General features: G+C 39.3%; 27 protein-coding genes and 2 pseudogenes. 14 read left to right on the forward strand and 15 right to left on the reverse strand.

What is annotated here, in order from left to right; translation table 11 throughout:
- Window positions 1–20 precede the first annotated feature (20 nt).
- The 4 genes and pseudogenes from WG932_RS21345 (at window position 21) to WG932_RS21360 (ending at window position 4,293) form a co-directional block, all read left to right on the forward strand.
- Window positions 21–2,731 (forward strand): annotated as a pseudogene (locus WG932_RS21345) (BamA/OMP85 family outer membrane protein).
- Window positions 2,732–2,733: 2 nt separating this feature from the next.
- The gene (locus WG932_RS21350; RefSeq protein ID WP_014019902.1) at window positions 2,734–3,258 is read left to right on the forward strand and encodes an OmpH/Skp family outer membrane protein; all 525 of its coding nucleotides are present in this window, start codon (window positions 2,734–2,736) and stop codon (window positions 3,256–3,258) included.
- 21 nt (window positions 3,259–3,279) lie between these two features.
- Window positions 3,280–3,822 (forward strand): OmpH/Skp family outer membrane protein, encoded by a 543-nt coding sequence (locus WG932_RS21355; protein WP_014019903.1) that lies wholly within the window; start codon window positions 3,280–3,282, stop codon window positions 3,820–3,822.
- Between the two features lie 87 nt (window positions 3,823–3,909).
- Window positions 3,910–4,293 carry a hypothetical protein gene (locus WG932_RS21360; protein ID WP_014019904.1) on the forward strand — a complete coding sequence of 128 codons (384 nt, stop codon included), beginning with the start codon at window positions 3,910–3,912 and terminating at the stop codon, window positions 4,291–4,293.
- 112 nt (window positions 4,294–4,405) lie between these two features.
- Here WG932_RS21360 and WG932_RS21365 read toward each other — a convergent pair whose 3' ends face one another.
- On the reverse strand, window positions 4,406–5,533 hold the full coding sequence (locus WG932_RS21365) for an amidohydrolase family protein (RefSeq protein ID WP_483085312.1): 1,128 nt from the start codon (window positions 5,531–5,533) through the stop codon (window positions 4,406–4,408).
- A 235-nt stretch (window positions 5,534–5,768) separates the two neighbouring features.
- Here WG932_RS21365 and WG932_RS21370 point away from each other — a divergent pair, with 235 nt between their 5' ends.
- Complete coding sequence (locus WG932_RS21370) at window positions 5,769–6,128, forward strand: hypothetical protein (protein ID WP_149392968.1); 360 nt, start codon at window positions 5,769–5,771, stop codon at window positions 6,126–6,128.
- 111 nt (window positions 6,129–6,239) lie between these two features.
- On the opposite strand, the gene WG932_RS21375 is transcribed toward WG932_RS21370, so the two are convergent.
- Window positions 6,240–6,968, reverse strand: coding sequence for an HNH endonuclease (locus tag WG932_RS21375; RefSeq protein WP_483085313.1), 729 nt, complete (start codon window positions 6,966–6,968; stop codon window positions 6,240–6,242).
- A gap of 379 nt (window positions 6,969–7,347) precedes the next feature.
- Here WG932_RS21375 and WG932_RS21380 point away from each other — a divergent pair.
- Window positions 7,348–7,741 (forward strand): annotated as a pseudogene (locus WG932_RS21380) (ribonuclease H family protein).
- Window positions 7,741–8,469, forward strand: coding sequence for a tRNA1(Val) (adenine(37)-N6)-methyltransferase (locus WG932_RS21385; protein ID WP_483085314.1), 729 nt, complete (start codon window positions 7,741–7,743; stop codon window positions 8,467–8,469). The pseudogene WG932_RS21380 and the gene WG932_RS21385 overlap by 1 nt, the downstream one beginning before the upstream one ends.
- 53 nt (window positions 8,470–8,522) lie before the next feature.
- Here WG932_RS21385 and WG932_RS21390 read toward each other — a convergent pair whose 3' ends face one another.
- The 13 genes from WG932_RS21390 to WG932_RS21450 all read right to left on the reverse strand — a co-directional run bounded on the left by WG932_RS21390 (window position 8,523) and on the right by WG932_RS21450 (window position 20,697).
- Entirely contained in the window at window positions 8,523–9,527 is a 1,005-nt protein-coding gene (locus WG932_RS21390) for a glycoside hydrolase family 97 catalytic domain-containing protein (protein WP_483085315.1), read from the reverse strand.
- An 8-nt stretch (window positions 9,528–9,535) separates the two neighbouring features.
- Complete coding sequence (locus tag WG932_RS21395) at window positions 9,536–10,423, reverse strand: glycoside hydrolase family 97 N-terminal domain-containing protein (RefSeq protein WP_483085316.1); 888 nt, start codon at window positions 10,421–10,423, stop codon at window positions 9,536–9,538.
- A gap of 86 nt (window positions 10,424–10,509) precedes the next feature.
- Window positions 10,510–11,412: an NAD-dependent epimerase/dehydratase family protein gene (locus WG932_RS21400; RefSeq protein WP_014019911.1), complete on the reverse strand. Its 903-nt coding sequence runs from the start codon at window positions 11,410–11,412 to the stop codon at window positions 10,510–10,512.
- Window positions 11,413–11,444: 32 nt separating this feature from the next.
- On the reverse strand, window positions 11,445–12,407 hold the full coding sequence (locus WG932_RS21405; RefSeq protein ID WP_483088699.1) for an L-serine ammonia-lyase: 963 nt from the start codon (window positions 12,405–12,407) through the stop codon (window positions 11,445–11,447).
- Window positions 12,292–12,861, reverse strand: a complete 570-nt coding sequence (locus WG932_RS21410) for a serine dehydratase beta chain (protein WP_483085317.1) — start codon at window positions 12,859–12,861, stop codon at window positions 12,292–12,294. The genes WG932_RS21405 and WG932_RS21410 overlap by 116 nt, the downstream gene beginning before the upstream one ends.
- 217 nt (window positions 12,862–13,078) lie before the next feature.
- Window positions 13,079–13,354: a DUF2442 domain-containing protein gene (locus WG932_RS21415; protein ID WP_483085318.1), complete on the reverse strand. Its 276-nt coding sequence runs from the start codon at window positions 13,352–13,354 to the stop codon at window positions 13,079–13,081.
- Window positions 13,354–13,584: a DUF4160 domain-containing protein gene (locus WG932_RS21420; RefSeq protein WP_317192479.1), complete on the reverse strand. Its 231-nt coding sequence runs from the start codon at window positions 13,582–13,584 to the stop codon at window positions 13,354–13,356. The genes WG932_RS21415 and WG932_RS21420 overlap by 1 nt, the downstream gene beginning before the upstream one ends.
- 183 nt (window positions 13,585–13,767) lie before the next feature.
- Complete coding sequence (locus WG932_RS21425; protein WP_483085319.1) at window positions 13,768–13,893, reverse strand: hypothetical protein; 126 nt, start codon at window positions 13,891–13,893, stop codon at window positions 13,768–13,770.
- On the reverse strand, window positions 13,868–14,464 hold the full coding sequence (locus WG932_RS21430; RefSeq protein ID WP_483085320.1) for a DNA alkylation repair protein: 597 nt from the start codon (window positions 14,462–14,464) through the stop codon (window positions 13,868–13,870). The genes WG932_RS21425 and WG932_RS21430 overlap by 26 nt, the downstream gene beginning before the upstream one ends.
- Window positions 14,465–14,560: 96 nt before the next feature.
- Window positions 14,561–15,316 (reverse strand): D-alanyl-D-alanine carboxypeptidase, encoded by a 756-nt coding sequence (locus WG932_RS21435; RefSeq protein ID WP_483085321.1) that lies wholly within the window; start codon window positions 15,314–15,316, stop codon window positions 14,561–14,563.
- Window positions 15,316–15,867, reverse strand: a complete 552-nt coding sequence (locus tag WG932_RS21440; RefSeq protein ID WP_483085322.1) for a D-alanyl-D-alanine carboxypeptidase — start codon at window positions 15,865–15,867, stop codon at window positions 15,316–15,318. Before WG932_RS21440 ends, WG932_RS21435 begins: the two co-directional genes overlap by 1 nt.
- Window positions 15,868–16,186: 319 nt before the next feature.
- Window positions 16,187–17,590, reverse strand: coding sequence for a SusD/RagB family nutrient-binding outer membrane lipoprotein (locus WG932_RS21445; protein ID WP_483085323.1), 1,404 nt, complete (start codon window positions 17,588–17,590; stop codon window positions 16,187–16,189).
- Between the two features lie 11 nt (window positions 17,591–17,601).
- Window positions 17,602–20,697 carry a SusC/RagA family TonB-linked outer membrane protein gene (locus WG932_RS21450; protein ID WP_483085324.1) on the reverse strand — a complete coding sequence of 1,032 codons (3,096 nt, stop codon included), beginning with the start codon at window positions 20,695–20,697 and terminating at the stop codon, window positions 17,602–17,604.
- 609 nt (window positions 20,698–21,306) lie between these two features.
- Between WG932_RS21450 and WG932_RS21455 the strand changes: the two genes are divergently transcribed.
- The 7 genes from WG932_RS21455 to WG932_RS21485 all read left to right on the forward strand — a co-directional run bounded on the left by WG932_RS21455 (window position 21,307) and on the right by WG932_RS21485 (window position 25,226).
- On the forward strand, window positions 21,307–21,591 hold the full coding sequence (locus tag WG932_RS21455; RefSeq protein ID WP_483085325.1) for a cytidine deaminase family protein: 285 nt from the start codon (window positions 21,307–21,309) through the stop codon (window positions 21,589–21,591).
- The gene (locus WG932_RS21460; protein WP_483085326.1) at window positions 21,585–21,794 is read left to right on the forward strand and encodes a hypothetical protein; all 210 of its coding nucleotides are present in this window, start codon (window positions 21,585–21,587) and stop codon (window positions 21,792–21,794) included. The genes WG932_RS21455 and WG932_RS21460 overlap by 7 nt, the downstream gene beginning before the upstream one ends.
- A 157-nt stretch (window positions 21,795–21,951) precedes the next feature.
- Complete coding sequence (locus WG932_RS21465; protein ID WP_483085327.1) at window positions 21,952–22,284, forward strand: alpha/beta hydrolase; 333 nt, start codon at window positions 21,952–21,954, stop codon at window positions 22,282–22,284.
- A gap of 165 nt (window positions 22,285–22,449) precedes the next feature.
- Complete coding sequence (locus WG932_RS21470) at window positions 22,450–23,694, forward strand: 3-deoxy-D-manno-octulosonic acid transferase (RefSeq protein WP_483085328.1); 1,245 nt, start codon at window positions 22,450–22,452, stop codon at window positions 23,692–23,694.
- Window positions 23,691–24,614: a ribosome small subunit-dependent GTPase A gene (rsgA, locus tag WG932_RS21475; protein ID WP_483085329.1), complete on the forward strand. Its 924-nt coding sequence runs from the start codon at window positions 23,691–23,693 to the stop codon at window positions 24,612–24,614. The genes WG932_RS21470 and rsgA overlap by 4 nt, the downstream gene beginning before the upstream one ends.
- A 106-nt stretch (window positions 24,615–24,720) precedes the next feature.
- On the forward strand, window positions 24,721–25,101 hold the full coding sequence (locus WG932_RS21480; RefSeq protein WP_483085330.1) for a phosphoribosyltransferase family protein: 381 nt from the start codon (window positions 24,721–24,723) through the stop codon (window positions 25,099–25,101).
- Window positions 25,092–25,226: a hypothetical protein gene (locus tag WG932_RS21485; protein WP_483085331.1), complete on the forward strand. Its 135-nt coding sequence runs from the start codon at window positions 25,092–25,094 to the stop codon at window positions 25,224–25,226. The genes WG932_RS21480 and WG932_RS21485 overlap by 10 nt, the downstream gene beginning before the upstream one ends.
- Window position 25,227 lies beyond the last annotated feature (1 nt).

A 25,227-nucleotide genomic window follows, 5' to 3' on the forward strand; every position in this document is an offset into this window, starting at 1 on the left:
GTTAAATTTGATCGTTTGAAATGAAAAAGAATTTATTAATTATTTACTTGCTGCTATTGACCGGAGTGGCAGAGGCCCAAATAAGGTTGGGGCAAAGCCGGTACACCAGTAAGGAGCCGGTAAATATTATAGACCTAAGTTATACCAGTCCCAAGAAGTATCGAATCGCTTCCATTGAGGCAGTAGGTTTAAGTACATTGGACGAAACAGCCATAATTTCTCTGGCGGGTCTTCGCGTGGATGATCAAATAACTGTTCCGGGTGATGCTATTTCAGGGGCATTAAAAAAGCTATGGGGGCAAGGTATTATTGGAGATGTCAAAATATTGGTGACAAAAATAGAAGGGGATGATATTCACCTTTTATTGGACCTTACCGAGAGGCCTCGATTTAGTCGGTTTGATTTTACCGGTGTAAATAAAACCCAAGAGGGAGAACTTAAAGACAAGGTAAATATTACTGGTAGAGTAGTTAGAGACGATGTGCTCAATACCGCTCAGCGCAATATTAGAGATTATTTCGTGGGTAAAGGCTTTCTGAATACCGAGGTAAAAGTGATCCAAGAGAGAGACACGACCCTTCCTAATAGTGTCAAACTCAGGTTTGATGTAGACAAGAAAAGTAAGGTACGTATCAATGAAATAGCCTTTGATGGCAATGAAAATATTTCTGACAATCGCCTGAAGAAAAAATGAAAGGAACCCACGAGCATGCTCGTGTTTATATATTCAAGGACCTAGTTTCAAGGCTTATAAAAGCCAATCCTAAAAATATCAGCAATGCAGTGGCTAAGAGAAACCCTGTAACTGACGAAGAAGTGAAGGCTTATATCAATAGAAATTTTAAGCTTAATTTCTTTAACGGGTCTAAATTTGTGAAGAGTGATTACCGAGATGATAAAAAGGCCATCATAGATTTTTACAATAGCCGTGGGTATCGTGATGCCGAGATTTTATCTGATAGTGTTTTCCGCTTTGATGATAGCCGGATCAATATTGATCTTGACATAGAAGAAGGCAAGCAATACTATTATCGAAATATTGAGTTTTCAGGAAATTATATTCATACAGATGAGGAGCTTCAAGCCAAACTTGGAATATTCAGTGGAGACATCTACAACAAGGAAAAACTAGACAAAAGGCTTAATTATGATCCCCAAAGAGGAGATGATGTCAGTTCGCTGTACCAAGACAATGGCTATTTGTTTTTTACAATAGACCCTGTGGAGGTAAATATTGCTGCGGATTCTATAGATATAGAATTAAGGATATTTGAAGGTCCCCAAGTGACTGTAAATAGTGTTTCAATCGAAGGAAATGAGCGTACCAGTGATCATGTGGTCATGCGAGAAATACGTATTCTTCCAGGACAATTGTTTAATAGGAAAGCATTGGTAAGAACCATTCGAGAATTGTCTCAAATAGGTTACTTTAACCCTGAAAACATTGAGCCGGACATGAGGCCTAATTTTGAAGATGCTACTGTAGATATTACTTTCCAGCTTGAAGAAAGACCAAATGATCAAATCGAACTTTCCGGTGGTTGGGGTGGTCTCTTTGGTTTTGTGGGTACTGTAGGACTTACCTTCAATAACTTCTCAATCAAAAACATTAAGGATTTTTCTAAGTGGAGACCGCTTCCTGTAGGGGATGGACAGAAACTATCTTTGAGAGTTCAAGCCAATGGTAAAAGCTTTCAGAACTATAGTATATCCTTTACAGAACCTTGGTTTGGTGGTAAAAAACCTACTGCTTTAAGTTTTAGCTTTAATCATTCTGTTCAAAGACAGTTGAATTATTATAGTACCACCAATTTTGGTGAAGAGTTAGGCTCTTTCAAGATTACCGGTGCTTCCGTTGGATTGGCGAAAAGGGTAACTTGGCCGGATGATTACTTCCAGATCAGTAATAGCCTCCAGTTTCAAAATTATAGTTTTGATGAATACGGAAACTACTTTGGCTTAAGCTTTAATACAGGTAATGCCAAAAGTGTGGCCTTGAATACCACGATTTCCAGAAATAACCTAGACCAAGCCATTTATCCTAGATTTGGTTCTAATATTACCTTGAGTGCTTCACTCACCCCTCCTTATGCGGCTTTGAACAATGGCCTGAACAGTGAATCTACCGATCAGGAGAAATACCAATGGCTGGAATACCACAAGTGGATGTTTGATGGGTCATTTTACACTCCTGTAATGGGGTCTAATAAGCTAGTATTGAGCGCACGAACTCACCTGGGCTTCTTAGGTTCTTATGGTGACAAAACAGGCATTATTCCTTTAGAGCGCTTTGTTTTGGGTGGTGATGGGATGAACATGATGAACTTTGCTCTCGGCCAAGAGATCATTGGTCTGAGAGGTTACGAAAACCAATCCATTACCCCGGGTAAAGAATTTAGAAACCAACCGAATGCACCAGTAGCCTATGGTGGAGTAGTTTATAACAAACATGTAATGGAGCTTCGTTTCCTTGTTTCTCCTAATCCTTCTGCAACCATCTTCTTACTTGGTTTTGCAGAGGCTGGAAATAACTGGGGAAATTATCAAGATTATAACCCCTATGATTTGAAAAAATCTGCCGGTTTTGGTGCGAGGATATTTATGCCGGCATTCGGTCTATTAGGTATTGATTGGGGGTATGGATTTGATGGGGTTTCAACAACTAGTGATCCTAACCCGGGACCAAGTGGTGGAATGTTTCACTTTACCATTGGTCAACAATTCAGATAATTATGGAAAAGTCCCTGAAATTGTTATTTTTGCTAACCTTTTTGCCCATTGTGTTAATGGGACAGAAATTAGGCTATGTTGACACAGAATATATTCTCAACAAGCATCCGGATTACAAAAAGATTCAGGGAGAAATGGAAGCCTTAAGTTCGGAGTGGCAAAAAGAGGCACAAAATTTGGAGGAAGAGATACAACAGATGTATAGTGACCTTCAAGGTGAACAGGTTTTACTTACCGAAGAAATGTACCAGGAAAGACTGGAACTTATAAGAGAAAAACAAAAAGAGGCTCGTGCCTTCAATAACAGAATATTTGGCGAAAATGGACAGTTGTACCAAAAACAAGCAGAATTGCTACAGCCCTTACAATCGACCATCTATGATGCCATTGACAGGGTCTCTAAACGAAATGGCATTGCCATTTTATTTGACAAAGCATCAAGTCCTACGTCCATAATCTATACGGACCCAAGACATGATTACTCGGATTTTATCATTGAAGAATTAGGATTAGAAGAAAACAATTAAAATTAACAAAGTTTAACAATTATGAAAGCAAGAATTTTCCTATCAGCAATTGCCCTCTTTTGCTTTGGATTTGTAGCAAATGCACAAGAAGTCAAAATTGGATATACCAATGTGGAGTATATCATGAGCTTGATGCCGGAGATGGAGCAAATAGACGCTGATATCAAAGACTATAGCAACCAATTGGGTCAGCAAATCCAAACCAAAAGTACAGATTTTCAAAGGCAAGCACAGGCTTTTCAGCAAGCTGCTCCTAACATGACAGAGGACGCAAGGAACACGAAGCAACAAGAACTTCAGAAATTGCAACAAGAAATTCAGAAGTTTGAGCAGGATGCGCAAGCAGGTTATCAAAGAAAGCTTCAGGAGTTATTACAACCGGTTCAAACCAAAGTTTACAACGCGATCAATTCTGTAGCAGCAGAGCATAACTATACTCATATTTTATCTGAGTCTGCAGGACAAGCACCAGTGCTTTTGTATACCAAAGACAATGATCCATTTACTGATCTTGTTTTGGCTAAATTAGGTATTGAAGCTACGGAGGAACCCGCTGCCAATTAATTAAAACTTAATAAAATTATTTTATACCCGGTTGCTTTTAAGTGACCGGGCTTTTTTATTTTTGGACTTCTACTAAATTTATAGCTTATGAAATGGAGATTTTTAATTGTTTGTTTTTTAGCGTATTCACCCCTTTTTGCTCAGGAGGAAGTTGCTTATGATTTAGAAGCGGTGGAAGTAATGCTAGATGCTGAGGTAAATGGCTATCGGACATTTAAATATGCCATAAGAAACAACGGGCCGGAAACAGCTCCTGCAGGCACTTATCGTGTGTTTTTGAAGGTAAATGGCAAGATGATTAGCTTTGACACCAAAACTTCCGCTATAGCATCAGGAAAATCGCTTGTATACTCTTCGGGTGAAAAATTTCCTGCCAACCAACCCGGAAAAAAATTAAAATACCGATTGATAATTAATACTAAGGATAGAAAAAAGAGTAACAATAAACTTAAAGGAGAGATTATCCTTTAGATCATAGCAGCGTTTAAGCAATCGGTCTAATGTTTAAAATTTAATTCCTATTGGACTTGCTTAGCCCTATCTTTAAGACTGTGGCTAAGCAAGTTTTTTTCTTATGATTCCATCATTCAGGGAAAAGGCTTCTATCTAAATTGGGAACAATTCTCAGCGCATTTTTATAGTAGACTTTCTTGAGTACTTCATCAGGCAGACCCAAGCCATACATGCGCCAATAAGCGTGGTATTTCTTGTAATAAGGGAAATATTCATCCTCTGTTTCCAGTACCCTGAAATAGGTGTAAAACTCCTCTTTATTATAGGCGTCTTTTCCAAAGAGAATCCTGTCCTGGTATTCAATGAAAAACTTTTTGGCCGCCCTTGGTTGCCGGCCAAATTCAGCAATGACGGCTGCGATTCCAAAATTAACATTAGGGTATTTGTCCAAGTGTTTGGCAGCCTTTTCCAGATCATTGGCCATCCAGCCCATGTGGGCATTGATAAAAGTTGTGTTTTTGTGTTTCTCAAAAATACCATGCTGCTCTGCTATAATTTGTTCGAAAGGGGCAGGGTTATTCGCACCTCTCTTCCTATTGGGTCGCAATTTTAACTCCAACCAACGCTCATTGTTACTATCCATGGGCTCCCAAAAGGGCGCAGGGTCGGCAGCATGAATAAGAACAGGGATCCCCAATTCGCCGCATTTGGCCCATATGACGTCCAGATCCGGATGATTGATAGGAACCCTTTTGCCATGTATATCTGTCACACTCAAACCCAAGCTCTTGAAGATTTTGAGGCCATTTGCACCATTTTTCACATCTTCTTCAAGGATTTTTACTGCTTTCTCTTTCCAGTCTTTCTCTCCAAACCCGGCAAAGGAAAGGTTAGTAAAAACAATAAACCTTCCTGGGGCAAATGTATTAAACGCGTTGATCATGGAATTTAGGTATTCCTGTCCATTGTTATCGCCTCCAATTCGGGAAAACCGTTTACCACTTAGATTTACCATAGTGGCCATATTTATCTCATCCATTTCTCCGATTAGTTTTAAAATAAGGGTTTCATTAACATTTCTCTGGTGACTGTGAATGTCAACAAATGGAAACTTCGCTCTTTTGACCGGGTGTTCAGGTACCACCAAAGTGGACTTAGGATTGTAAGTTTCGAAATCCATTTCCTGTGCCATTAGAGAGTAGTTGAATAAAACAATGAGCAGAGGAGTAAGAGCGATGCGGCCAAAGCTATTTTTCATTGGTGGGAATGGTTAGGTGTTCAATCCTTAATTTATGACTAAAATTTCAATTTTCAAGCTACAAACTTTGGCATTTTCGCCAAACGCTTCTGTTGTGGAAGTATATGTGGAGGGGAGCAATAGAAATAGTGTAATCTTTTTTATCTTAATTCTATTTTACCACAGACACCATGTAGCAAAAACATGGTAAGGGCCGTATGGATATAAAACCAATTTATTATTAAATAACCCATTTATGAAAAAATTTACTTTTCCTCTTTTGTTCTGTTTTATCCTTAGTTTTTCTTGCAATGAAGATCAGGATCCGGAGACTATTTGTGGGGTAACCGACCCGCTAACTAATTTATCTTGGCTAAAAACTTTGCAAGAAAACTACGCTTCTGATGAAATGTCGGAATACAACTATATAGGTCAGGCCATTTATGAGGGTCAAACGGTGTTTTATTTGGCCAGTTGTTGTCCTAATTGTAATTGGCAGCTTATTACTTATGACTGCTCGGGAAACAAAATTGAGGAGGACCATACGCTAGATGATCTTGATTCCAAGCAAACCATTTGGAAGTCAGAAGATTCAGAATGTGTATTCGACGAATAGATTCAATTCGGATTTTGTAGATGCGGCAAATAATTCCTAAACCCATTCTCTCTAGAAATTGGGTTTAGGGTATATTGCCAATGTTTTCTTTTATTTCCTGGTATTCAGCCTTTAGCTTATTAAGTTTGTTTTTTGGGCCAAATATTCGGCTTTTAAAATCAAGCCCTTTTGAAAGTTCCGTTGTAATATGGTATCGACATTGTCTGCATTTTTTACTGTATTGCAGGTTCTGCAAGAGGAGACTAAATTAGATTTCCAATCGTAGCCACCATCTGCTTTGGCATGAATATGATTCAAGTAAAAGTCAGGTGCTTTAAGTTCACAAAGACAATAGAAACATTTGTTATTGTCTCTTTTTAGAATCTCGGTTCTTTTTTTATCATCGGAAAGAATATTGTCCTCTGAGTCGCCATACATGCTTTCTTCTATGGCATCTTCGTTTTTAATCAACTTTTTAATGGCCTTTATCTCTGAAGGTAATTTCACGATGTATTCGTTGATTTTTCCGGGCCGGTGAACCTTCTTTAAGATCCCAAATTTTACCAGATCATTAATCCCTCGTTTGACAACGTCTTTAGACATAGGGTTGTCAAAATTTGATAGCATATTTTGTCCCAAAGCAGCAATTTTCACCTTAATTTTCCGATTACCTATGGAATAATAAGCCCTTTTAAAAAACAACATGTAAAGAGCAAAGGAGCGAACTTTTAAGAACCTCGGTAAATACTTGGTGGCGTAATCAAACTCTATTAGAAAATCCCGAAGGGAGATGGATTCGTAAGCAGGCTCCTCGGTATCCGCAATAATTTCTTCAGCTTTGTTTAAAATGTATTTTTTCATGTATTAATCATTGCTAATTATTCGAATTGCCTATGGTTTGGCCTATAATCCCTATTTTTTGACTTTAATTAATGCTTAAAAACGAAATATTTCGCCATTTTTCCAAATAATTCATCGCTAATAATCCCCATTATTTTCCTTGATTGTCTGTTAACAAAACCATGGAGCTAAAGCAGTTATAAAAAATCTCAATTCAACCTATCTTCTAAGAAATGGTTTTGAGAAAATGGAGGCTTGGACAAAAATTTAAGTCTAGACCAACTTTATGGGCTGTTTGTAATATTTACACTATTTTTGAAGCAAATTAGAGCTACAAATGATAAAAATTTATACCGATGGAGCGAGTAGGGGCAATCCCGGAAACGGTGGATATGGGGTGATATTACTTTATAAAAATTTAAGAAAGGAGCTTTCCGAAGGTTTTCGCTTGACTACCAATAACAGAATGGAGTTGCTCGCGGTTATCAGGGGTCTAGAGGCATTGAAAGTAGAAGGGTTGCCAATAACCATCTTTTCAGATAGCAAATATGTGGTAGATTCCGTTCAAAAAGGTTGGATATGGAGTTGGCAAAAAAAGGGGTTCAAGGGTAAAAAACATGGACCTTTGGAAAAGGTACATTCCCTTACATTTAAAATACAAACCTACCTTTCAGTGGGTAAAAGGTCATGCCGGAAATCCACTCAATGAAAGGTGTGATGAATTGGCGGTATCAGCAGCCATGGGAAATAATTTGCCTGCCGATCAGGGTTATGAAGCAGAACAAAAAGGCTAATGGGACGCCGGCCAAATACTTATTTCCAATTCAAACAATTTAGAATAGAACAGGAGCGATGCGCGATGAAGGTGAGTACAGACGCAGTAGTGCTTGGGTCAATTGCAGTGGCAAAGTCAATTCCAGGTAAAATTTTGGATATTGGTACCGGTACAGGTGTGCTGGCCCTGATGATGGCACAAAAGTACCCGGTTGCCAGCATTGATGCGGTGGAAATTGACAAGGAAGCCTTTGAACAGGCTAGGCAAAACGTTTCCTTTAATAAGCTAGGGATTAATATCAAGGTTCACCAACAAGCCTTTCAGGAATTTGAACCAGGTAATATAGAGCAATACGATCTGATTATCACCAATCCTCCTTATTACAGTGGTCAACTGCAAAGCAGCAAACAAAACATCAATTTGGCCAGGCATGAACAGGGCCTCAACTTCACCGATTTGTGGACGGGAATTGATCGTTTGCTGAAAACAGAAGGGATGCTATGGCTAATATTACCTCCCAAAGAGATGGAGGCTTTTAAAAGCCTTGGAACAGAGAAGGGCTTTTACGCAAATACCCAAACCCTTCTTCAGGACCGAGAAACAAGTAAAGTTCACCGTGTTATCGCTTCCTTTGTTAGAATAAAGCCAGAACAACCCAAAAAATCTGTATTGGTTATAAAAGATGCAAACAATGCCTATACTCCCGAATACATTGGTTTATTGAAAGATTATATGCTGCATTTTTAACTTAAATGGGCCAATAGCTATTTCTGTTTCTCGCTATTGGCCATCCCATTTTTCTATTTAGCAGGTTTTATAACCATCGCCATTCCCTTGTGTTTTCCCAATTTGAAATTCATCACATCCTCTGACGTTAGGTTTCTTTTCTCTAAAGCTACCCTGCTGTGGGTTTTCATTTCTTCATCATCCGTGAAAATTGTAGCGGTGTATGCTTGATTTGGGTCTAAAAAATCAAATGAGACTTCACTGTCTCTTTCCTGTAACCCATTAAGCGCGCCGATAAACCAGGTGTCTTCACTTCTTCTGGCGACAACTGCATATTCTCCCGGGTAGCCGGAAAGCACTTTAGTGTCATCCCAAACGGTAGGCATTTGGTCGAAAAATGTCAATTCGGGCACTTCTAGGATAAAATTGGTACTGTTTCCGGCTCCTTTATGTGCTCCGGGAGAATTTTCAGGTCGGTCATACCAATAAAGGAATTGCCAGGGGCTGTAGATCATAACTGCCTTTGCCAGTTGCGAAGCATGTGAGCCCATTTTACTGTCTACTCTTTCTGCAAAATAGCAATTGGTATGGTCACCGGCACCTGCCAGCATACGGGTAAACAAGGTTTTTAAAACCATGGTATTGTCAGGAGATTCCTCATCCCCACGAATACCTTCTTGCGTCATCAGGTTTGGATAGGTGCGGGAATAGCCCGTTGGCCGGTATTCATCGTGTATGTCTATCATAAGACCATGGTCTGCGGCCTTTCGTACCGCCTCATGTAACCAACTGGTCCATTCCTGTGGACCTACATTAACAAAGCCATATTTGATACCTTTTACTCCCCATGATTTTAATAATGGCAATACTTCATCCAGTTGTTTTTCTAAAGCTCTTCGGTTGACATACAAAATCACCCCTATTCCCTTGCTTTCTGCATATTTGATTACCTGCTTGAGGTCCAGAGGGCCTTTGGAGCGGTTTGGATCTACTGTAATGGTGGTCGCATCCGAAGCGTCATCGTATTCATTTCCATACCATCCGGCATCAAATTCAATGTATTGTAAATTGTGTTTCACAGCAAAGTCTACACAGGCAATCCCCCATCTGTGGTGAGCGTAACTTCACGAATAACCTTTCCGGGTTTTATCCAATCTGAGTTTTTTATGGCATTTGGAGCATTGAGGTTCAATAGTAGGTAATTGTTTTCCAGTAATTCACCTGCTGAATTTCCTGCCATAATTGTTCTCCAAGGGCTTGTAAATTGCCGATCAAATTGAACTTTTCCATCAAGACTGGCGACCAAAGCTGTAGGCTTTTCCTTAGACAATTCAAACTTCATTCTGGCAAAATCAACCAAAGCAGCTTCACCCAAGGCTACAAATAAGGAATCCTGAAGCTCCACTAATAAGGGACGTTCCACAATTTTTTCGCCTATTTCGCTAACTTTTTGTTTGATAATTTCTCCTTGAGCCCTTTCAGAAATCCATGCCTCTGCATGGGCAGGAAGAGAAAATTCGGTTAGTTCAGCATCAATGGTAACCTTTCCGGGATTTTCAAATGCATACTGAAAGGCAAGCCCTTCATTGTATGCCCTTATGTTGAGTTGGAAGAGAGGCGTTTTTTGGTCCTTTTGACTAAAGGTAACAATGGCTTGATGGTATTGCTCTGGATAAAGGTTTCTTTCACCATAAACAGGCTTCCAATCTGTTGCTACTTTACTTTCTTTAACCTCTTTTATTTTAAGGCTTTGGGTGATATTGCTTGTGTCAGAAAGCTCAAATCCAAGTATAGACTTTCCTACGATCTCTTTATCATCAAAAAATGCGCGATAATATAGCTGAGAATCTTCAGTCAGCAATTCAAACCTAAATTTTCCATTAGGGCTGCTTACATGAACATCATTGGCGCTCGTGCAGGATTGAAATACAAGCGCTAAAACAAAAATCCCAAGAGATCTAAAAATATTTTTCATTTAAAGGTAAGGTTTATTGATAGGAATATTTTCTGTCAGGCAATAAAGAATAAAATTTCGATGGCAACATTTCAGTTTTCGAGCAATCATTCCCATTTTACATATTTCCGCCAATTGTGTTGTTCTTTAAAGCCAAGTACTTCACGTATTTTTTTATTTGAAAACAAAGCTTCATGTTCTTCCAATTCACGGGTAATCGGCACACCGGGGAAAAATTGTTCTGCCAATTCTTTGCTAGGAATAATAGCACCATTGTGATCATTTCCGGCGTTGAATACCTGGTAACCAAGTCCGTCTTTTTGCAAACATAAGTCTACAATCTGTCCAAGGTCTCGGGCATCTATATAACAGAAGGCATTTCTTCGGCGCACTTCAGGGTTTTTAAAGTAATGGGGGAACAGCTGCTCATATTCATGGGGCTCAATCACATTTCCTATGCGCAAGGCATATATATCAAAGCCTGATCTACGCTGAAAACTGCGGGCAGTTTTTTCATTGACTACTTTTGATAAGCCATAACTGTCCATGGGGTCAACATCATAGTCTTCCTCCAAAGGCAAAGAATTAGGATCTGTTGGGCCATCAGAAAAACAGACACCATAGGTGGTTTCCGAAGAAGCAATGATGATTTTCTTAATGCCAAGTTTTACAGCGGCTTCAATCACATTGTAGGTACCCATGGTATTGACACGGAAAGTTTCATTGTCAGGGTTGATCAGAATTCTAGGAACGGCAGCAAAATGCACTACTGCATCAAATTTTGGTATCCCATTGCCAGGCTCTAATTCATCTAAAGCGGCGTAGGAACTCATGGCATTGAACATTTGCCCGGAGTCTGTTATATCAGCTATCAAATTGTCAACCCCTGGATGATTCAAAGGTTTCAGGTCTACATTCATTACGCGATGTCCTTGAGCTAGGAGGTAAGGGACCACATGTTTACCTGCTTTTCCGGATCCTCCGGTAAAAAAGATTCGTTGTTTATTCATTTTTATTGTGGATTACTTTAATGGGCTTTCATTTAACATTCAGCAATATTGACCGAGATTTTTGCCAGGCCTCCTTCAGATGTTTCTTTGTATTTTGATTTCATGTCCAAGGCCGTTTCCCACATTACCTGGATAACATTGTCTAAACTCAGCCGGGCTGCAGAAGAATCGCTTTCCAGGGCCATGTTGGAGGCAGTGATGGCCTTAATGGCCCCCATGCTATTCCTTTCAATACATGGAATTTGTACCAGACCTCCAATTGGATCACAAGTCATGCCCAAGTGGTGCTCCATTGCTATTTCTGCGGCTTGGCATACCTGTTCTTTTCTCCCGCCTAGTGCTTCTGTAAGGGCGCCTGCTGCCATAGAACTTGAGACACCTATTTCAGCCTGACATCCTCCCATGGCTGCAGAAATAGTTGCCCCTTTTTTATAGAGGGTACCTATCTCTCCTGCAGTGAGTATGAATTTCACGATTTCATCCTCATCAAAATTTGGCGTAAAACAGTGAGCATACATCAGTACTGCAGGGATCACGCCTGAAGCGCCATTGGTAGGTGCAGTAATGATTCTACCAAAAGAGGCATTTTCTTCATTTACCGCTAAGGCAAAAACACTTATCCATTTATTTACGGTATCAAAATCTTTTGGTCCATTTTTAATGGCTTTGATCCAGTCTGCTACATTAGCAAACTTTTGGCCTTTCAAAAATTTCTCATTTAAGTCGTAAGCTCTTCTCCTTACTTTCAGTCCTCCCGGTAGCATTCCGGATTTATTAATACCTCTAAAAATACAATTTTTTATTTCCTCCCAAATATAAAGGGCTTGTTTTCTAGTTTCAGCTTCAGTTTGCCAAGCTGTTTCATTGAGCATTACCAGTTCAGAAATGCTGAGGTTTAAGCGATTGCAATTGTCTAAAAGGTTTTTTTGGGAGTGGCATGGGTACTTGCTGGTAATGGGATTTGTTGCCACATGTCCTGTATTTTGTTTCACCACAAACCCTCCCCCCACAGAGAAATATATTTCCTGAAACAGAACCATCAATTAATTTGGCTTCAAATCGCATTCCGTTTGGATGATAATCTAGGCTTTTGCTGTATTCAAAAAGGATGTGTTTGTCATAATTAAAAGAAATGGAATGGTCAGCTGAAATGGAGATGCTCCCTTTACTTTTAATTTCTTCGATCTTTTCACCAATTTTATCAGTGTCAATGGTCTTAAAATCCTCATTTGAGAGGCCAAGAATGACGGCAATATCTGTTCCATGGCCTTTTCCTGTCTTGGCCAGTGAGCCAAATAAGGTAGTACTTATTTCCGCAACCTTGTTGAGCTGGCTATTTTTCCTCAATAGGTCTAAAAAGAATAAGGCTGCCCTCCAGGGGCCCATGGTATGTGAGCTGTACGGTCCTATGCCTACCTTAATAATTTCAAAAATACTTATTGACTCCATATTGATTTTGGGCCTTACCAATTACAATTAATAATGTCATGTAATTTACGCCTAAGGATCCAATAGGTAAAATATTATGCTTGCTAAACAGAAAATTTATCCCCCTTCCAGTTCAGTGGATTAGTCGCTGTATATTGTTGTATCCTTTAGAATGAGGAAGAATTCCGGATTATTTAGCCCTGCCCAATAAATTAATAATTAACAAAAGCCATTCATTTTATTCAATGGTATTTGCTTTTTTGGATTGCTTTATGGTGAGTGCATGGAGAAATTCAGGGGCAAAGTCGGCCCCACAATCCCACCCAATAGTCCAGCGGTCTTGGGTGAAGTTTTTAAAATAATTTATATCCTTCAATGGTTCGAAGACTTCTCCCCATATTTCATCTTTTAAATCTACAGTACCGGTTAATCCGTCCGAAAAAGTTAACCTTATTTGGTAATCTGAGACGTATTCCGCTTGCTCGACTTTTATTAGAAGTGTATTTGCTGTCATTAGTCTAAAGGTTTAATTCTTTTAAGAGGTTTCCGTTCTTCAATACGGTTCCAGTTTTCAAGTAGCGCTTCTTTATATTGATCAAGCCAATCATACACAAGGCCTAGTGCTCTTCTTGACATTTTACCTGTTAATTCTCCTGTTTCAATGTTTACAATCCCCTCATAATCCTGATATTCTACGTGAAAATGAGGAGGATTATGTTCATTGAAGTACATTTTAATAATTATTCCTTAAAATCTGCTAATCTCTGGCATCCTCATTATTCAAAGTTTAACAGTTTATTATACGCAAATCCGATGTAAACAATTGGCATTAAATGGATAAAATATGAATTTAGGATTACTATTTATGCTTCGGAATCCTAAATTAGGACCTGATTTTTAAAGAGGTAATTATTCATAACCTTCCATCTACCCCCTATAGATAGCTCTTGGATAATCTGACATTCTGATATTGTCTTTCTCTAATTCATTCAATGCATTTTTGGCAATCCATTTTGCCGCAGGGCTTTCAATTTCCAGTATTTCTTGGGCCACAAGGATGGCTTTTTTTGAGGTCAATGTTTCTTTTCCCAATATTGCGCAATGCCCAATTCACCGCTTTTTTGACATAGACTCTTTCATCATTTGCTTCTCGCTTAATGATGGGAAAAAACGCTTCAAATAGCACGTTGTCTGACAATTTATCTGCCATACAGTAGGAAGCCATAATTGTAAAGCCTGCTCTTTTTTCAAATTCAGGTTTCCTTTTTGTCCATTCCAAGATCTTTTCAAGGGCGAAATCACTTTTAGCAAACAGCCCCATAGAAAAACTATCACATATCTCCCAATTCTCAAAAGTTTTGACCCATTTTTCCATCAAGTCAACGGTAACATCCTTGGGCTTGAAAATTTTGCTACATAAAATGCGGGCTTCGTAAATACCGCCATCAAAAAGTTGCAGGGCAAGTTCATTGTCCTTGCCAATCTCTTTAGCGATCTTCTTTAGTTCTGAATGATATATCCCCAAAGAATTATTAGAGACTACCCCATATTTCTTTTCCTTAAAAATGACTTTCTCTGGATTTTGAAGCGCATAAAGCCGGCCCATGATTTCCTTGTAAGTCACTGTTTTTTATATTTTTAAATTAATATTATTCGCCTAAATCCTAAATTTCACCCTAAGATTCTAAAGCATTAATAATTAACAATTAATAATTAACCATTAATATTTATCATGAATAAAATACAACAGCTTTTGCAACTCTTTCTTTTGCACACTGGAGCTTCCGGTGTAGTTGTTAAAGAAGGTGCTGAAAAGCAAGGTTTTGCCACTTTTGGTAATAAGGAACCCACTTAGGGCAGTGCTCATAGCAAGGGTGCCTGTTTTGGCGTAGACATAAGCAGGTTCACCGGGGTCTGCAGGATACCAGTTGCGGATAGTACCGGATTCTCCCCCTGCCGGGAAGTAAGCCTTAATTTTTTCCATAGGGATTTCTGAATGGATTTTTTGAAGCAGTTTGATAACCGAGCGAGGGGTAAACATATTCTGTGGAGAAAGCCCAGATCCATCCACCCACTGCGGCTCATCAGGCAGATCTGCCAAATAGTGTTCCTTTGCATAGGAGATACCAGCTCGGATATTGATTGAATCTAAGACTGCATCCGAGACCAAAACCATCAACTGTTCTGCCAAGAAATTGTCACTGATTTTCATCATCTGCGCATATAGGGAATCTGCCTTAACCGTTTGCAATTTCTCATGTGGTCCTTGGGTAATGCCTTTGTTTTCCAGGAGTGTTATTTGTTTTCCTACTGCTTCCTGCAAGAGGTTTTTGGTTAATGTGGCAGAGGTAATAAAAGGTTTATCGGTTGCAAAAGTCAAGCTGTCTTTTTCTTTGTTTATGGCATATTCATAGGTGTTTTTCTTAAAGTCTCTTTGGATAAAATAATTTTCCGGAGGCGTTCGATTTGATGGCATTAGAGGTAAAAGGACAGATTTTGGATAGGAGATGCTTCCGCTAACTCAGCTCTTTTAGAAAAGCGCAATACATTTCCAAAAATAGGCATGGCGGATCTTTCGGCAGCAAAATAGTAAGGAAACCAGTTCCAAGACCATCCGGGTCCATAACTGGAAAGTTGCTCAAAATTATCAACCATGAATAAGTTTTTAGGATTTGCTTTGAGAAATTCCACTACAGTACTGTCCTTAAAGTCCGGGTGTAAAAGTGAAGGGTCTCCTGTTCCCCAAAAAATTAGCGAATCGCCCTGGTAGGTATAATTCAAACCGTTGATGTATCCATCACCTAGGGCTTTGTAACTGGAATAAAAGGTAAATATTTTGGTATTGGAGGCTGGGATAAAGTATTTGGCTTCGTTTAATTTTACCAGTGTTTTGTCCTTTACAGGATCATAAAGCATAAAGCCCATGTGCCCCTTTTCAAACACATCTGAAGTACGTACAGCCTTGTTGATTTTTTGAACGGTGCAGGAAAAGAATAGCAATATGCACAACCATTTACAATGTTTCATAGGGTGAGGATCTGAGAAATACATTTTATTATAGACTTTAAGCCATAGGAAAAGTAACATTTTCCGTCCAATTGGGGAAGTGATTTTAGCAATTACTGGCTATACTCCCATTTAATTGTAACCAATCAGTTTCACAACAAAGCTTAGGTAAATTTATTTTGTCAGCATTGTTGCAGAAAAAAGGCAACCTTATCGCCAAAACGCTGAGTAGGTTATACAATTTAGCATGGGTGAAGCCTGTGATTTTAATTATGTTGCCCTGTCCTGGAAATTTGAATGTAAAAAGCCCCTCTATTTCGAAATAGAGGGGCTGCAATTATTACTCGTCCCACCAAATTCTGTCCAGCAAAGTCACATCAGGCACATTGTTTCCATTCCTGCTTACTTCATTGTCCGGATAAGCCAGTCTTCTGATGAACTGTCCATTTAGATTGCCGTTGAGGTTTTCGGGCAAGGTCATGTCCTTGTATCCATAATCAAACCTTCTGGCATCATTCCAGGTTTCTGGGTGGAGGAAAAGGGCCACCCATTTTTCCTTCATGATATCTGCTAGGCTAAGAGCTGATGCCCCCATGCTTACTTCCGGGCTATTGAGATAAGCCATTTTATCCTCATCATTTACGTCCAGCATGTCCATATGGGCTTCTATTCCTTCAAGGTATGCGCTGTAGGCGGCTTCAGGATCTGATTCCAAAGCTACTTCAGCCTCAATAAATTTTTGTTCGGCATAAGTAGCAATCAGAAGCGGAGACTGTTCGGAGGTATAAAACTGCCCAGGGATCAAGGTTGACCTGGCACCTTGTTCCGGTGCATTTCCTCTACCTGCACCATTGATTACCCCTATGTAATCTCCATCATCGGTGGCCCCAATCATCAAAGGCATTCTTGGATCGGTGGTGGCATAGGAAGTGCCATCCATGGCTTCAATAAATTGAGTAGATATCCATCCTCCTAAAAGTAAACTTTCATTGTTTATGGCTACTTGTGCCCAAGGATTGAATCGCTGTTCAAAGAAGATCACAGTGGCATCATCGTCGTTACTTGTCATGCCACTTGCTAAGGCGGTCAAAACAGCTTGAGCATCATAGGAAGTTGTCCCTTTAGTATGCAACATAAACCTGGCTTTTAGCATATTGCCTAATTTTAACCAAGAAGAAACCTCTCCATTAAAGATAAAGTCATCATCACCCAATGAAATAGAGGTAGTACCAGAAAGATTTTGGATCCCTTGATCGAGTAAGCTGAATACTTCAGAATACAAAGCTTCATCGTCATCATAAGTAGGTGTAACAGAACTAAAATCAAAACCTTCAGAATAAGGAACATCTCCAAATACATCAACAGTCATCCCAAGGTTTAAAGCCATCAGAATTTGTCCAGCTCCAAGATAGTGTCCTGCATCTTCTTCTTCGGCCTTTTGCATCAAGTCGGTCAAATCAGTCATCACATTATATAAATCAAACCAAAGACCACTGTAGTTACTTGCTTCCATTACATCTGAAGCGCCTGCCGGATTAGGTGAGGCAAGGTATTGCACATAATTGGAAGTAATGCTGCCAATGGCATACACATTGAGAGAAGTCTCATAGGTGGCATTGGTCATAAGCCCTGATATAGGTGCATCTTGTGGATTGTTAGGATTATCATTGACATCGAGAAAGTTCTCGCATGAGCTTAACGCTAAAAAAAGCATCAGGCCGAATATAGTATATATCGCTTTCATAGTTGCAGTTTTTATAGTCCAAGGTTCAGGTTAAAGAAAAAGCTCTGTACACCGGGATAACCCAGTCCCGTGAAACCAACAGCATTGCCACCGGCACCCGCCGAAAAGGATTCCGGATCAAACCCATCCCATGGGGTGTAAAGAATGATATTATTGGCGGCAATAGATACCCGTGCAGTTCTAAAGGGAGTTTGCTCCAGTAAGTCCGGGTTTAAGTTATATCCCAGTGTGATGTTTCGTAATTTGATATAACTGGCATCATTTACAAAGTTCTCACTTGTAGTTCTGTAATAGTTTCTCCAATAGCCGGCTCCATAATCGACTCCGTCAGGACCTTCTCCCTGACCTAGCCAAACTTCTTTGGTATTGGTAGATCCATCAGCCAATACTCCTTCAAAAACCCTAAAATCTTCTCGCGCTTCTGTAAATTCATTCTTTCCAAAAGCAGAAAGGAAGTTTGCATATTGGTTGTACTGTTCCAGTCCAGTCCTGAAATCGATAAGGAAGGAAAATTCAAAATCTCTATAGGTGAAATCATTTCTAATGCCTCCTATCCATTTAGGTACGGCGTTACCTAAAACCAACTGCGTTCCTGTTCTAACCGGAAAGCCGTTTGTACCAATTATTATCGGTAGACTGCGGTCTAGGAATATATTGTCAGGGTCAGCCCCTAATCTTTCGTAAGAGCTTCCAAAGATATTTCCATAGGCCTCTCCTTCAAGCAATTTCATCGTAACTGTTGATCCTGAATAACCAAATTGACTTCCCACAACAATCTCATCAATACCTTCTCGGATGCTCTTTATTTCATTATTATTTATGGACAAATTCGCGCTGATGTTCCAGGTAAAGTCATTGGTTGTTATGGGACTTCCCCCTAAAATAAACTCAAACCCACTGTTTTGAATTTCTCCTGCATTGGTGATATACGATGAAAAGCCTGTGGCATCTGATACCGGTACAGGGATAATTTGATCCTTAGCGTTCGATTTATAAAAGGTCACATCAAAGTTTGCACGATTGTTCAAAAATGCAGTTTGTAACCCAAATTCGATTGAAGTGGTTTGTTCAGGTTTTAATGCCAAATCTCCATATACAGAATTTCTTGTAAAGCCTACCTGTCCATTCAAGGGGAAAATTGAAGGGGATACATAGGTTGATCCAAGAATATGAGGATCTGTATCTTTACCCACTTGAGCCCAAGAAGCCCTAAGTTTTCCAAAAGTCAGCCAAGATGGAACATCCATATGTTCGCTAAAAACATACCCTAGGTTAAAAGAAGAATAGAAAAAAGAATTATTGTCCTTAGGTAAGGTAGAGGAAATATCGTTTCTTCCGGTAATGTTAAGAAACAGATAGTTCTTATAATCTACCATCAGGTCTCCATAAAAACCTACCAATCTTCGGATACTTTTTCCCTGACTTGTGAATATTTGAGAAGCGACGCTTAAATTGTAAAATTCTGGAATCACAAAGTTTTCTCCCCTAGCGGTTACCCGATCATATTTTCGCTCAAAAATGTCATTTCCTAACCTCAGGCTGGTATTTAAGTCTGTGCTAAATTGCTTTTTGAGAGTTATGTAGAAGTTTGAGGTTAAGTCTCGGCTATTGATTCTTGTTTCTTCAAGATAGCCTGTGGAACTAAGAGGAACTTCGCCATCTATACCTTTTGGACCGGGAGTAATCTCTGTTCTCTGGTCACTATAGAAATCATTTCCTAAGCGGTAAGAAAAAGAGAGCCAGTCTGTAGGCATATAGTTTAAATTGATATTTCCAATCACACGGTTGACATCATCTTCATAAGTTGCAAATCTGGCATCATAGATTGGGTTGGTATTGGAATAGGTTCTCATGGTTCCATCTTCATTGATATAGTCTCGAACATCCGTAGTTTCTGACCAATACATCATCCGTTCCATAAAGCGATCATGAGGAACCCTGTTACCACCGGAGTTGCTATAATTAACAGACCCTGAAAAGTTAAACTTTTCCGAAACCTTTACACTTCCCGATAATTTGGCTGTGGTTCTCTCCCAAGTGGAAAATGGAATGATTCCATCTTGCTTTAAATTCCCAAAAGAGCCATAGAAAGTTGCCTTTTCATTGCCACCAGAGATACTAATATTATTATCTATCTGTACTCCTGTATTAAAAGCCCTGCGCCAATTGTCTTGGTATTTGTGGTCAGCAACCGTTTGCTGCACCTCTGCAATCGGTGCACCCCAAGCAGGCCAAAAACTACTGGGTTGGTATTCTCCGCTAAATCCTTGCCCATATTCATCCTGTAATTTTGGTAGCTGATTTAAGGTTTCAAAACCAACAGAACCGTTGTAATTGACCCTTACTTCACCTTCTTTGCCTTTCTTTGTGGTGACAATTACAGCGCCATTGGCTGCTCTCACCCCATACAAGGCAGTGGCCGCTGCACCTTTCAATACAGAAATTGAAGCCACATCATTGGGATTGAGGTCGGCCATTCTGTTGGACAACCCTCTTGGCGTACCTGTCGATTCTATAGTAGAGTTATCGACCGGAACTCCATCCACTACAAAAAGCGGTTGGTTATTGGCGCCGGGATCCAATGAATTGATTCCTCTGATGATGATTCGGGCGGACTGTCCGGGAGCACCACCTGAATTGGTAATTTGTACACCTGCAGCCTGCCCTTGAAGCGAATTTACCAGATTGGGCTGTTTTACCTTGGTAATGGATTCCGCATCAATGTTTTGAGCGGAATATCCTAGGGATTTTTTCTCCTGAGAAATACCGAAGGCCGTTACAATAAATTCATCTAAACCTTTTGCTTCTGGTTGCATGACCACATTTAAGGTCTGTTGATTTCCTATTGTAATAGACTGAGAGGCATAACCTATATAAGAAAACACCAAAACAGTATTTTCATTCGGCACATTTATGCTAAAGTTTCCATTAATATCAGAAACTGTACCTGTTCCTGTTCCCTCAGCAACTATGCTGACACCGGGAAGCCCTTCCGGATCTTCCGCCGCAGTTACCTTTCCTTGAACGTTAATTTGTTGGGCCATTATTGTCCCATTTAACATCAGAAAAAGCACCATAAATAGATAGTAGGTAGAATTTTTCTTCATAGAATTAATAGATTAAATTGACAAAAATTATACAATTCAAATATTCCCAAAAATTTATCCTTATTGGTTAATTTGGTTAGTAAATTTTTAGAGATGGACTGATTTTCTATCCGAAAAGGAAATTTATACCCATGGATTATACAATTGGGGTTATTTGAAATCTTGAATTACCAATTAAGTTAGTTATAATAATTTAAAACCTTCGCAAAATCCAAAAAAATACTGAAAAATTAAGCTTCAAATCATAAAAAGGCTATTGGTTACGAATGGAGTTAACCATAATTTTAATAGAGGTATTTGTTATTGGTAAAATGGTTGAGTTTTACCCAATCTTCAAACAACATCATTGCTCTTATGTTTATTATTTTTACTTAAAAATATCAAGGTGGTGCTTGATTGAACCCCGAATAAGTTATTATAAGACAGTTTCTATGTGCTTTTTGTTAGCATTGGTAAAGAAAAACAACAACTTGGCTTGAAAAAAGAACCCGGTATTTAATATTATCATAAGTTTTCAGCCATTTAGGTGATCGCAATTATTAGCGAATAATATTGCCTCTATAAAACCCAATACTTATTTACTCCCTTTAAAAATTGATATATTTGAATATGAAGGAGAATAAAAAAGTCAGCCATATCAATACCCTGGAATTAATTATCGCTGAAAATTTGGACGAAAGGCAAGCGAAATTAATTGAACTGGCCCTTAGGGCTACAGAGAATGCGCATGCACCTTATTCTAATTTTCGGGTAGGTGCAGCTGTGATTTTAGCAGATGGGCAGACCTTTTGGGCAAATAATCAGGAAAATATATGCTACCCTGCAGGGATTTGTGCGGAAAGGGTTTTATTAACCTATACCCATGCCAACTTCCTCACCAAAAACCGTTGGTAATAGCAATAGCAGCCAAAAAAGCCGACAATACAGGCTTGGCTACGGTTACCCCTTGTGGTTTATGCAGACAGACCATCAGTGAATATGAAATGAAGTTTGGTAGCCAAATCGAAGTATTGATGCTTCGGGCGGATGGGAGTGTATTGAAAGCACAGGGGATTGACCAATTGCTTCCCAACAAACTTGAAAATTTAAACGGATAATGGTTCAAAAAGAGCTTCAATTTCAAGCCAAACATACTTTTTCGGTTAGCCAAACACCTACAGGGCAAGAAAACACTATTTGGATTGTTTTTCATGGATATGGGCAGTTGCCCAAATTTTTTATAAGGAAGTTTAACCTTTTTTTGAGGAAAGCACTTTGATAGTCGCTCCTGAGGGACTCAACCATTTTTATCTTGAAGGCTTTTCCGGAAGGGTTGGGGCCAATTGGATGACCAAACATGAACGTGAAATTGACATTACCAATAGCAATGCTTACCTCAATGCAATGATGGAAGAATTGCTCAGCAATTATGTAAACACACCTCAAATAAATGTTTTGGGATTTTCTCAAGGTGCCGCCACCATGAGCCGATGGATCTGCCAATCAAGTATTCAACCCTCAAAAGTGGTTTTTGGGCAGGCGCTCCGGCCTATGATTTGGACACTGCCTTTATGGTTGAGAAATTTAACAGTAGCCAGGTCCTTTTAGCGTTGGGTGACAATGATCCTTTCTTGGAATCAAAAATTTACTCCCAAGTGGAAAATCGACTTTCTGATGCCGGGTTTGCCAGCTTTAAAGAACTTAGATATAGTGGAGGCCATGAAATAGATCAGGGATTGCTCAAAGAAATATTTTTGATGTAATTTTGCCCCCATGAGGATTTTGTACAACCTGGGAATGATTTTGCTCGATAGGCTGATGAAGATTGGCAGCAAACGATCAGCGAAGCTTAAATTAGCCATCAATGGTAGAAAAAACACCTTTGAAGCAGTAAAATCATTTAAGAAGGCAAGCCCAAGTCCATTGGTTTGGTTTCATGTTGCCTCTCTTGGAGAATACCTACAGGCCAAACCGGTAATCGCCGCATTTAAAAAAGAATATCCGCTTTGGGGCGTTGCAGTATCTTTTTTCAGCCCTTCGGGCTATGAGCAAGCCATTAAAAAGAAGCAAGATTGGGTTGATTTTATGTGCTACTTGCCCATAGATACTCCTACAAATGCCAACAGATTTGTAGACCTTCTTTCACCCGATATGGTGTTTTTTGTAAAATATGACTTGTGGGCCAATACTATTCTTGCAATAAAAATAAGAAAAATACCTCTCTATTTGGTAGCAGCATCTTTTAGAAAGGAACAAGTATATTTTTCTTGGTATGGTAAGTTCTTTAAGGATATTTTACTCTGCTTTGATCATATATTTGTTCAAAATCAAGTTTCGAAAAAACTACTTGATGAACTGGGCGTAAGAAAAGTAAGCATCACGGGGGATCCTCGTTTCGACAATGTTTACAAGACCAGCCTATCACCTAAATTATTTCCGGAAATTCACCAGCAGCTTGTTCAGAAGGTAATGGTCTTGGGCAGCGTATGGCAAGAAGACATGAATAATTTGATTCCTTTTATCAATCAATCCAAGGACATACAGTTTATAATCGCTCCTCATGATATAGATAACGAAATCATTGAAAATTGGCAAAAGGCCATTACCTTGCCTTCGGTAAAGTACTCTGAATTCAAAAATCAAGAGCAGCCTCAAGCTTGGAAGGTACTGGTAATTGACAATATTGGAATGTTATCATCATTGTATCAATTTGCCCATTGGGCATATATAGGTGGAGCAATAGGAAAAGGGTTGCACAATATACTGGAACCTTTGGCCTTTGGAATTCCCGTATTGTATGGGCCTTTGAAAAAAGTATCTAAATTTCCCGAGGCAGGTATTAGTGAGGAATATGGTTGTGGCTTTCCTGTGAAAGATGAGTCAGAAATCAAATCCGTAATAGCCACACTTAGTGAGGAGAAAGATTATGAAAAGGCGTGCAAGGCCGCCAAAAAACTGGTAGGCGATAATTTGGGAAGTGCTGATAATACAATGGCAATCATTAAGAAGGAAAGATGAAAGGAAGGGTGATCAAAACAACAGGGTCTTGGTATGAGGTTAAGGTGGGTGAAAAACTGATCAAAGCCCGGCTGAGGGGTAAATTCAAGCAGGACAACCTGAAATTGACCAACCCCATAGCGGTGGGGGATTATGTGAAGTTGGCAAATGAGAAAAATCAGCCAACTGCGGTGATTTCAGAAATTCTTCCCAGGGACAATTACATCATTCGTAAATCTACGCGGAAGCAACATTTTTCTCATATTTTGGCGTCCAATATTGATCAGGCCTACCTAATGGTAACAGTAAGGTCGCCACGGACTTCACTAGGATTTATTGACCGATTTTTAGTTAGTACTGAAAGTTTTCGGATTCCAAGTACCATTCTTATCAATAAAGTAGAAACCTTGACTAAACAAAAAGACCTGGAATTTAAAGAAGAGTTGCACGATATTTATGCCCCATTAGGTTATCCTGTGGTGGAATTGTCTGCCTTACATGATCAGGATCTGTTGGCTAAATTTAAACCCGGGTTAGCGGGAAAAACTACTTTATTGGCGGGTCATTCCGGTGTTGGAAAGTCCACCTTGCTCAATAGGCTTATTCCCAATGCAACACAGGCCACTCAAGAGGTATCAAAGTTTTCTTCCAAGGGGGTCCATACCACCACATTTGCAGAAATGTTTCCTTTTGGGGAAGATGGTTATTTTATTGATACCCCCGGGATCAAAGAATTTGGGATTTTGGACATTGAAGATTATGAGTTGTCCCATTACTTTGTGGAACTAAGAAAATATTTAGGACAATGTAAATACAACAATTGCAAACATATAAATGAACCGGGGTGTAAAGTACTTGAAGTTTTAGAGCAAGGTTATATTCACCCCTATCGATATGAGAATTATCTCAAAATATTGAGTGAAGAGGATAGCCATAGATAAGGTATATCAACAGTATTTCTCTGGATTCAAGCAAACCAAAAGTTTATTCAATGCTTTGAAAGCAGGGGCAATTCGGTTACTTTCATTAAAATTTTGACAAAAGAAAATGACGCAAAAAGCTAAAATATTGGTGTTGAACCACCATCAAATCCAACAGAAGATCACACGTATAGCGTTTGAAATATATGAAAGGAATGCAGGTGAAAAGCAATTGACCATTGCAGGACTTACGGGGATGGGGTATGTTTTCGCAGAATTAATGGTGGCGAAACTTAAAGAAATTGCACCCTTTGATCTTCAGTTAATTAAAGTAGAGCTTGACAAGGCAAATCCTAAAACTGATGAGGTAATCCTTTCAGCGCATGGGCCAATAAAAGGGAAGTCTATTATCCTTGTAGACGATGTACTGAATACAGGTAAAACCCTAGCCTTTGCCATGATTCCTTTTCTAGAACAAGAAGTAAAAAAATGGAAGTTTTGGTTTTAGTTAATAGAAGCCACAAGCTTTTTCCGGTTGCTCCGGATTATACGGGTTATGAATTGGCCACCACATTGAGTGAGCACATTACCGTCAACTTAGACCCAGAAGATTCCACCGTTCATTTACACTAAT

The organism is Cyclobacterium sp. SOCE241 (genome assembly GCF_056867545.1).